Source organism: Micromonospora saelicesensis (assembly GCF_900091575.1).
GTDB classification, from domain to species: Bacteria; Actinomycetota; Actinomycetes; order Mycobacteriales; family Micromonosporaceae; genus Micromonospora; species Micromonospora saelicesensis.
On the sequence record NZ_FMCR01000006.1, the window covers coordinates 513,749 to 522,698 of the forward strand.

General features: G+C 70.7%; 8 protein-coding genes. 4 read left to right on the forward strand and 4 right to left on the reverse strand.

Features of this window, described 5'->3' with window-relative positions; genetic code table 11:
* Window positions 1–38 precede the first annotated feature (38 nt).
* A complete protein-coding gene (locus GA0070561_RS26375; RefSeq protein WP_091406424.1) occupies window positions 39–1,442 on the reverse strand; it encodes a M1 family metallopeptidase in 1,404 nt (467 codons plus the stop codon).
* 220 nt (window positions 1,443–1,662) lie between these two features.
* On the opposite strand from GA0070561_RS26375, the gene GA0070561_RS26380 reads away from it, so the two are divergent.
* Window positions 1,663–2,778, forward strand: a complete 1,116-nt coding sequence (locus GA0070561_RS26380; RefSeq protein ID WP_091406425.1) for a sugar phosphate isomerase/epimerase family protein — start codon at window positions 1,663–1,665, stop codon at window positions 2,776–2,778.
* Between the two features lie 101 nt (window positions 2,779–2,879).
* Here GA0070561_RS26380 and GA0070561_RS26385 read toward each other — a convergent pair whose 3' ends face one another.
* Together GA0070561_RS26385 and guaB are read right to left on the reverse strand one after the other, a co-directional pair.
* Window positions 2,880–3,998: a GuaB3 family IMP dehydrogenase-related protein gene (locus tag GA0070561_RS26385; RefSeq protein WP_091406427.1), complete on the reverse strand. Its 1,119-nt coding sequence runs from the start codon at window positions 3,996–3,998 to the stop codon at window positions 2,880–2,882.
* 30 nt (window positions 3,999–4,028) lie between these two features.
* Window positions 4,029–5,591 (reverse strand): IMP dehydrogenase, encoded by a 1,563-nt coding sequence (gene guaB / locus GA0070561_RS26390; protein WP_091406429.1) that lies wholly within the window; start codon window positions 5,589–5,591, stop codon window positions 4,029–4,031.
* A gap of 186 nt (window positions 5,592–5,777) precedes the next feature.
* Here guaB and GA0070561_RS26395 point away from each other — a divergent pair, with 186 nt between their 5' ends.
* The gene (locus tag GA0070561_RS26395; RefSeq protein ID WP_030337860.1) at window positions 5,778–6,197 is read left to right on the forward strand and encodes a DUF5319 domain-containing protein; all 420 of its coding nucleotides are present in this window, start codon (window positions 5,778–5,780) and stop codon (window positions 6,195–6,197) included.
* Window positions 6,198–6,304: 107 nt separating this feature from the next.
* On the opposite strand, the gene GA0070561_RS26400 is transcribed toward GA0070561_RS26395, so the two are convergent.
* The gene (locus GA0070561_RS26400; protein WP_091406431.1) at window positions 6,305–7,120 is read right to left on the reverse strand and encodes a helix-turn-helix transcriptional regulator; all 816 of its coding nucleotides are present in this window, start codon (window positions 7,118–7,120) and stop codon (window positions 6,305–6,307) included.
* Window positions 7,121–7,373: 253 nt separating this feature from the next.
* Here GA0070561_RS26400 and GA0070561_RS26405 point away from each other — a divergent pair, with 253 nt between their 5' ends.
* Together GA0070561_RS26405 and GA0070561_RS26410 are read left to right on the forward strand one after the other, a co-directional pair.
* Entirely contained in the window at window positions 7,374–7,757 is a 384-nt protein-coding gene (locus GA0070561_RS26405) for a WhiB family transcriptional regulator (RefSeq protein ID WP_091406539.1), read from the forward strand.
* 702 nt (window positions 7,758–8,459) lie between these two features.
* Window positions 8,460–8,950, forward strand: a 491-nt coding sequence (locus GA0070561_RS26410) for a hypothetical protein (protein WP_091406433.1), incomplete at its 3' end; no start/stop codon positions are given.

The window sequence follows — 8,950 nt, forward strand, 5'->3', positions numbered from 1 at the left end:
CGCAGGCGGCAGCATATCGACCGGGCAGCGGGGCCGGGTCACGGCAGTGTGGGTGCCGACCCGCCCACCAACCAGGCGTCGAAGAGCGGACGCAGTTGCCGCCCGGCGACCCGCTCGGCCAGCGCGACGAGGTCCGCGGTGGTCGCGTTGCCCGCCGCCCGCTCGGTGGTCCAGGTACGCAGGATGCGGAAGAAGAGGTCGTCACCGACGGTCCGGCGCAACGCGTGCACGGCGAGCGCCCCGCGCTTGTAGACGGCCGAGCCGAACATCTGCTCCCGGCCCGGCTCGACCGACGGCTGCGTCCAGTCGGTCGCCGCGTACTGGATCTCGAAGTTGCGCTGGGCGGTCCGGCCGCCGTCGTGCTCCTCCCACAGCCACTCGGCGTAGCTGGCGAAGCCCTCGTTGAGCCAGATGTCGCCCCACCTGGTCAGCGACACGCTGTCGCCGAACCACTGGTGCGCCAGCTCGTGTGCGACGACGCTCGGGTTCGGCCGGTCGTCCGCAAAGAAGCCGGGCCCGTAGACCGGCCGGGACTGGGTCTCCAGCGCGTACCCGATCCGGTCGTCGGCGATCACGATCCCCCCGTACGAGTCGAACGGGTAGGGGCCGAAGCGGCTGGCCAGGAAGTCGACGATCGCACCGGTGCGGGCCAGCGAGGTGGCCGCGCCGCCGGTCGCCGGCAGGCTCGCGGCCACCGCCGTGACCATCGGCCGGCCGGCGTGCGTGCCGGTCACCACCCGATAGTCACCGATCACGAGAGTGCTCAGGTAGCTGGCCATCGGGGCGCGCTCCGACCAGCGCCAGGTGGTCCAGCCGTCGGCACTGCTCTTCGGCCCGGGTACGCCGTTGCTCAGCGCGGCCAGGCCGTCCGGGACGGTCACCGCCAGGTCGTAGGTGGCCTTGTCCGACGGGTGGTCGTTCACCGGGAACCAGGTGGCGGCCGAGTCGGGTTGGCCGAGCGCCACCGCGCCGTCGGCGGTGTGCAGGAAACCGCCGCTGCCCAACGCACCGTCGTCGACCGCAGTGGGGACGCCCGCGTACTCGACGGTCACTGTGAACTGCCGGCCGCGCGGCAGTCCGTCGCGGGGCGTCACCACCAGCTCGCCGTCGCCGCGTCGGTGCTCGGCCGCCGCGTCACCCACGCTGACCGCGCGGACCTCCAGGCCGGTCAGGTCGAGGTTGAACCGGGACAGGTCCTGCGTGGCGGTGGCCGTGATGACGGCTCGACCGCTCAGCCGGTCGGTCGACGGGTCGTAGCGGACGTCGAGGCCGTAGTGCCCGACGTCGTAACCGCCATTGCCGTGCCCCGGCACGTAGGGGTCGCCGGCATCGGCGGCACCGGGCCGGAAGCCGTCGCGGTCATCGCCCGTACAACCGGTGGCGGCCAGCCCGATCGCGCAGGTCAGCGCGGCTACGCGCAGTCTCCGTCCGGTCAGGACCATGCCCACCCCTCCTGCGGCGTCCGGCCTCCTGCGGCGTTGCGGCCTTCTGCCGCGTTCCGGTCAGGACGAGCGTAGTCAGCATCGCGGGCCGCGCGGCCGGTATCGACGATCATCAGTAACTTTCGTTGAATCAAACAAAAGCTGCTGTCGATCGAACCTTTCTTTCGACTTAGACCGACGTTAGTGTCTGTCTCCGACCACCGTCGCGAAAGGTGGAACCATGCCAGACCACACCGCCCCCGACGCCACCCCCACCGGCCGGCTCAGCCGCCGATCCCTGCTCGCCGCCTCCGCCGGCGCTGCCGCCGCGATCGGCGCGGCCGGCCTACCCGTCCTCGCCACCGGCACCCCCGCGCTCGCCAACCCCGGCAACGCGAGCAAGCTGCGGGTGGAGCCGCTGATCCCGGCCAGGAACCGCGGCATCATCCTCTACAGCGTCCGCGACCGGATCACCGCCGCGCCCGACGACAGCGGGGTGCCGTACGGCTTCGAGCGCGTCCTCGCCCGACTCGCCGAGATCGGCTACAAGGAGATCGAGTTCGCCGGCTACACCCAGAGCACCGAGATCCTGGGCCGGCAGATCACCCCCGCCGAGATCCGCAAGATCCTCGACGACAACGGTCTGGTGGCCAACGGCACTCACGCCTCGATCCAGCCGGCCACCTTCCAGCAACAGCTGGACATCGCCGAGGAACTCGGGATGAAGAACATCGGCACCGGCAGCGACCCGACCAGCAGCGCGTACAAGGCCGAGTGGGACGCCGCCGCGGACATCTGGAACGAGCTGGGCCGGCAGGCCAGGGCCCGGGGCATGCGGCTCTACACGCACAACCACGACGCCGCGTACAGCTTCCTGATCGACCGGGGCCCGCGCGACGCGCAGGGCCGGCAGACCCGGTCCTCCGGCATCCGCCGACTGGAGTACTTCTTCGAGATCACCGACCCGCGGTACGTCTTCTTCGAGCTGGACATCTACTGGGCCTACGTGGCCCGTTACAAGCACCAGAAGTACGTCAACCCGGCCGGCCAGGAGGTGACCGACCTGTTCGACCCGATCCTCACCGTGGCCGACCGGACCACCCGGTTCCCGCTCTTCCACGCCAAGGACGGCGACCGGGACACCAGCGTGCCCAACGGGTACCAGATGACCCCGCTGGGCGACGGCGACCTCAACTTCCAGCAGTTCTTCCAGACCATCGGCGAGCGCAACTTCCACCACGCCAACTGGGAGATGGACACCGCCCCCGGCGGCGCGGACAACAAGGGCCAGTCGCTCGACTTCGCGGCGACCAGCTACCGCAACATGTCCGACCTGACCATCTACGTGGAGAAGTGACTCCCGGCTGAGTGACTCCCGGCTGAGTGACTCCCGGCTGAACGCGGCGAAGGCCGGCCCCGCACCAGGCGGGGCCGGCCTTCCGGCGTCTGACGGATCGGTCAGCGGTCGAGGACCAGACCGACCTTCTGGAACTCCTTCAGGTCGCGGTAACCGCACTTGGCCATCGCCCGACGCAGCCCACCGAACAGGTTGAGCTGGCCGTCGGCCTCGTCCGCCGGCCCGAAGAGCAGCTGCTCCATCGACCCGAGCGGCTCACCGGAGACCTCGAAGGCACCCCGGGGCAGCGACGGGTGGCTCGCCGCCGAGTGCCACCAGGCACCACCGGCGGGGGCCTCGTCGCAGAGCGACAGCGGCTCACCGAGCATCACCGCGTCCGCACCGCAGCCGAGCGCCTTGGCGATGTCGCCCGAGGTCTGGATGTCACCGTCGGCGATCAGGTGCACGTACCGGCCGCCGGTCTCGTCCAGGTAGTCACGGCGGGCCGCCGCGGCGTCGGCGATCGCGGTGGCCATCGGCACCCGGATGCCCAGCACCGACTCGGTGGTTGACCACTCGTCGCCACCAATGCCCACGATCACGCCGGCCGCGCCGGTACGCATCAGGTGCAGCGCCGTCTTGTAGTCGGTGCAGCCACCGACGATCACCGGCAGGTCGAGGTCGGCGATGAACTCCTTGAGGTTCAGCGGCTCATCAGTGGTCGACACGTGCTCGGCCGAGACGATGGTGCCCTGGATGACCAGGATGTCCACCCCGGCGTCCAGGATCACCGGCGCCAGCGCGAGGGTGTGCTGCGGGGAGACCCGCACCGCCACCGTGCCGCCACCGGCGCGCAGCTCGCGGACCCGCTCCGCGATCAGGTCCGGACGGATCGGCTCGGCGTACACCTCCTGGAGCCGCTTGGTGGCGCGGGCCTCCTCGTCGAGGCCAGCCAGCTCGTCCAGCACCTTGGTCGGGTTCTCGTAGCGGGTCCAGAGCCCCTCGACGTTGAGCACGCCGAGGCCGCCGAGCTGACCGAGCCGCACCGCCGAGGCCGGGCTCATGGTGGCGTCGGAGGGGTGGCCGACGCACGGAATGCCGAACGGGTACGCGTCGAGCTGCCAGGAGGTCGACACGTCGTCGACGTCCCGGGTACGGCGGCTCGGCACGATGGCGATGTCGTCCAGGTGGTAGCCGCGCTGCGCGGTCTTGCCCAGCCCGATCTCGACCACGTCACGCATGGGGGACTCCAGGTGGTTGGGGGTGTTGGGTCAGCGGGTGTGGTAGTTGGGCGCCTCGACGGTCATCTGGATGTCGTGCGGGTGGCTCTCCTTCAGACCAGCCGCGGTGATCCGGATGAGCTGGCCCCGGCGGTGCAGATCGGGGATGTTCTCCGCACCGGCGTATCCCATGGCCAGCCGCAGCCCGCCGACCAGCTGGTGGGCGACCCGGGACAGCGGCCCCCGGTAGGGCACCTGACCCTCCACGCCCTCGGGAACCAGCTTGTCGTCGCTGAGCACGTCCTGCTGGAAGTAACGGTCCTTGCTGTACGACTTGGCCTGACCCCGGGACTGCATCGCGCCGAGCGACCCCATCCCGCGGTACGTCTTGAACTGCTTGCCGTTGACGAAGATCAGCTCGCCGGGGCTCTCCTCGCAGCCGGCCAGCAGGCTGCCGAGCATCACCGTGTCGGCGCCGGCCACCAGGGCCTTGGCGATGTCACCGGAATACTGGATGCCGCCGTCGCCGATCACCGGCACGCCGGCCGGGCGGGCGGCCCGGGCCGCCTCCATGATCGCGGTCACCTGCGGCACGCCGACCCCGGCGACGATGCGGGTGGTGCAGATCGCGCCCGGCCCCACGCCCACCTTGACGCCGTCGGCGCCGGCGTCGACAAGCGCCTTCGCGCCGGCGTACGTGGCCACGTTGCCGCCCATGATGTCGACAGTCACGTCGGCCTTGAGCCGGCGGACCATGTCCAGCACGGCCCGCTGGTGACCGTGCGCGGTGTCCACGATCAGCACGTCGACGCCCGCGTCGACCAGGGCACGAGCCCGCTTGTACGCGTCCTCGCCCACACCGATGGCGGCGGCGACCCGCAGCCGGCCGGCGTCGTCCTTGCTGGCGTCCGGGTACTGCTCGCTCTTGGTGAAGTCCTTGACGGTGATCAGGCCACGCAGCCGGCCCGAGTCGTCGACGATCGGCAGCTTCTCGACCTTGTGCTGACGCAGCAGCGCCAGGGCGTCGTCCTTGCTCACCCCGACCCGCGCGGTGACCAGCGGGGTGTGGGTCATGATCTCGCGAACCGGAGTGTTCGGCTCGGAGACGAAACGCATGTCCCGGTTGGTGACGATGCCGACCAGTTGGCCGTCGCCGTCCACCACCGGAACGCCGGAGATGCGGTAACGCCCGCACAGCTCGTCGACCTCGCGCAGCGTGTCGTCCGGGCTGGCGGTCACCGGGTTGGTGATCATGCCGGACTCGGAGCGCTTCACCAGGTCGACCTGGAGGGCCTGGTCCTCCAGGGAGAGGTTGCGGTGCAACACGCCGATGCCACCCTGGCGGGCCATGGCGATCGCCATCCGGGCCTCGGTCACCGTGTCCATCGCGCTGGACAGCAGCGGAATCGACAACTCGATGTTGCGGGTGAGCTTCGTCCGGGTGTTGACCCGGCTGGGCACCACGTCCGACTCGCCCGGCTGAAGCAGCACGTCGTCGAAGGTGAGGCCGAGCGGAACCACCCGGGCGGAGCCGGCCGGCAGCTCGGGCAGGTGGCCGCCCAGGTCGGCGTGCTCGACGCCGGCCGGAAGATCGGTGCTGGGCGAATTTTCCACGATTGCTCCCCTGAGCTGCTCGGATGGGCTTCAGCGAGGTGGCGCGGGCGGGCACCGGAGCGCGCCACGGTGCCGGCACGTCGCCTCATCGTACCCAGTGAGCTGGGCGACCCGTCCGTGGCAGGCCGGGCCGGCGCCGAGGCCGGGGGGCGGACGTTCGCACCGCGTTGGGTCTACGGTGAGGGGGTGCACGACGAGCCCATCGACCCGTTCAATGGCGACCCGGCCGATCCGACCGCGGGTCTGGATGACCCGGGCGATGACGCGACGCCGGATCCGCTGACCGACGTCGAGCGGCAGGATGTGCTGGAAGACCTCGCTGACCTGGAGATCTACCAAGCTCTGCTGGCCCCGATCGGGGTTCGCGGGCTGGTGATCGAATGCGAGGACTGTCGCGAGCCGCACTACTTCGACTGGGACCTGCTCCGCGGCAACCTGCGGCACCTGCTCAACTCGGGCCGTCCCCGCGTGCACGAACCCGCCTACGACCCGGACCCGGACCACTACGTGACCTGGGACTACGCCCGGGGGTACGCGGACGGGGTGCACGACACCCTGTCCGAGGGCACCGAGGACGAGCCGGGCGCCCCGACCGCCACCAAGTGACACCGCCGCGCGGCTGCGCGACGTACCCCTGCTGTCCCGTGCCGTGCCGTGCGACCGCGCGGCGTTTCCGGCTGCCCGGCGTGCGCTGCGGCGGCGCTGCGCGGATATCAGGCCACTAGACCGGCGCGGAAGCCCGCCGCCACCGCGTGGGCCCGGTCCCGGGCGCCAAGCTTGCGGAACAACCGGCGGGCGTGCGTCTTGACGGTGTCCTCCGAGACGAACAGCTCCCGGCCGATCTCCGCGTTGCTCTTGCCCTCGGCCATGCCGAGCAACACCTGAAGCTCACGCTCGGTGAGGCCGATCGACGCCCGACCCGGTCGGGCGTTCGGGGCAGGACGGCCCGGGTCGGTCTGCGCCGGCGACTCGCCGGTCCCCGCCTCCGCCTCGTCGTCGCCCCGCTGCACCGGCACCGACGCCACCCCGGCCGGCCCGTCGGCGGCCGTGGCCGCCCAGCCGGGCTCACCGGAACCACGCGGCGACGGTCCGGAGCGGCCGGAACCACCTACCGCCGCCGCGTCGCGGGCCGGATCGGTGATCCGCTGCCGGGAAGCTCGGCCGGGTGCGGTGAGCAGCAGTAGCGCCTTCGCCACCGCGCTGGTCAGGTCATGGTCGACATTCTGGATGAGCCCCCGGGCGCCGGCGCTGATGGTGGCCGCCGCGGCCTCGGACTCCTCGGTGCCGAGCAGCAGCACCGCCGCCTGCGGCGCACGCGCCAACACCCGGCGGACGAAGCCGGCGCTGTCCGGCCGGGTGAGGGCCGTGTCGGCCAGGACCACGTCGGCCGGTCGCTCGGCCAGCCGCAGCATCACCTCGGGATCAGAGACGGCGGTACGAACGATCGCGGACAACCCCAGCCGCGCGGCAGCAGAAGTAAGGTGCTGGGCCGCGAGTGGTGTCCGAACGCACACAAGAACGGTACGCACTGTGGTCTCCTCTCCGCCAACGAGCAGACCATGACGCGGTCGGCTGGGGAGGAGGTTCCCGGCAATCCTTCGAACTTTTCCGACAGATAGGGCAAAAGCCGCAATTTCCCGGACGTTTTCGATCACAGACGTGTGAGTTGACGAAAGCCCGGGTACCGGGAGATCCAGGCCGGGAACGGTGCGCCTGCGCGGCCCGCCGCCCGGATGCCGGCCATAAGGATTCTCGCGGAGCCGCGCGGGAGGAGGGGTGCTGATGTCGAACGTACGTAGACTGCCCGGACCCATCGTCGATCTCTGGGACTGGCAGCGACTCGGTGCCTGCCGAGGGCGCGACAGCGCCCAGTTCTTCCACCCCGACGGTGAGCGTGGTTCTTCCCGGCTGCGTCGCGAGTCCGCCGCCAAGTCGGTCTGCCGCGCCTGCCCGGTTCGCGCCGAGTGCGCCGCCCACGCCCTGTCGGTACGGGAGCCGTACGGCGTGTGGGGCGGCTTCAGCGAGTCGGAGCGCCTGCGACTGCTCGCCGTCGGCTGGGAGGACCTGGCAGACCGCCGGCACGCTCGGGTCGACGTCGCACGGTTGGAGGCCCGCCTGGGCCGCCCGCACAAGTCGACCGTCCCGGCCCAACGCAACGTCGCCTGACCCGAGGCGTCCCCAACATCCGCGAGACCGCGTCCCCGCCCCGGGGGCGCGGTTTCGTGCCGTTCATGCGGTTCCGAGCGGCCAGGGCCTCCGTCGCCACCGCCGGCAAGGCCGTGATCAACACGGGTTCCTTGATGTCGGGGCATCCCACCGGCCCGGACACCCGATTTCAATGACCCCAAGCCGGGTGTCCCCGGGGGCAGACAGAGGGCGCGCCCTGGGGAGGTTTGTCCGGTCTGGGGCATTCAAGCCGGGCGTAGGGCTTAGGCTGCTGCGAGGTACGCGGTCTTTGTCCGGTGACCGGATGCACTCATGGGCCGGAATCATGGCCGGGGCGGGGTCGTTACACATCCTGACGATCGCAGCACCACGACCCGCCGCCCGACCCTGAGGGCTGGTCGCGCAGGTCGGAATGCCAACCTCCACCCGGTCGTTACAGTCCCCACGAACGACCGCAGGCACCGCCACCATGAGGGCGCCGGCAGGTGGGCCAACCCCGGAATGACCCCGGCCCCCCGGTCGTTACACAGGGACCCGGCGCCACGAGCCCCCGCTCGCAGGTCGCCGCCCGACGCCCGACACGGCGTCACCCCCCAAACTTTTCCCCCTTTGTACGTGCAGCGCCGGACGAGGTGCTCACACCCTTACCGCCGTTCCCCCTTTGGCGGTTGGGGTGTTCTACCCCCGAAGGAGCTACCCCTCATGAACACGATCTTCCGTAAGAGCATGCTGTCTGTTGCTGGTCTCGCGTTCGCCGGTGGTGTCTTCGCCGGCCCGATCGCCGCCCACGCCAACCCGGTGGATGCCAAGCCCGTTGCGGTGGCCGTGCAGTCGGCGGCGCCGAAGCCGCAGGGCGAGCAGTCCCACATCAGCCTCAACGACGAGCAGACCGCCAACGTCAAGGCGATCATCGCCGCCACGAAGAAGGCCGGTCTGCCCGAGCGGGCCGCGGTCATCTCGATCGCGACGAGCCTGCAGGAGTCGAAGCTGGAAAACCTGGGTCACCTGGGCGACATGAACGACCACGACTCGCTGGGCCTGTTCCAGCAGCGCCCGTCCAGTGGTTGGGGTACGCCGGAGCAGATCACCGACCCCGAGTACTCGACGACCGCGTTCCTCAAGGGTTTGAAGCAGGTTGACGGGTGGCAGGACATGGCGCTGACCGACGCCGCGCAGACGGTGCAGGTGTCGGC

Coding starts and splice junctions, on each gene's coding strand:
- GA0070561_RS26405 (WP_091406539.1), top strand. CDS start 7,374: ATGTCGAACGTACGTAGACTGCCCGGACCCATCGTCGATCTCTGGGAC.
- GA0070561_RS26385 (WP_091406427.1), bottom strand. CDS start 3,998: ATGCGTGACGTGGTCGAGATCGGGCTGGGCAAGACCGCGCAGCGCGGC.
- GA0070561_RS26375 (WP_091406424.1), bottom strand. CDS start 1,442: ATGGTCCTGACCGGACGGAGACTGCGCGTAGCCGCGCTGACCTGCGCG.
- GA0070561_RS26380 (WP_091406425.1), top strand. CDS start 1,663: ATGCCAGACCACACCGCCCCCGACGCCACCCCCACCGGCCGGCTCAGC.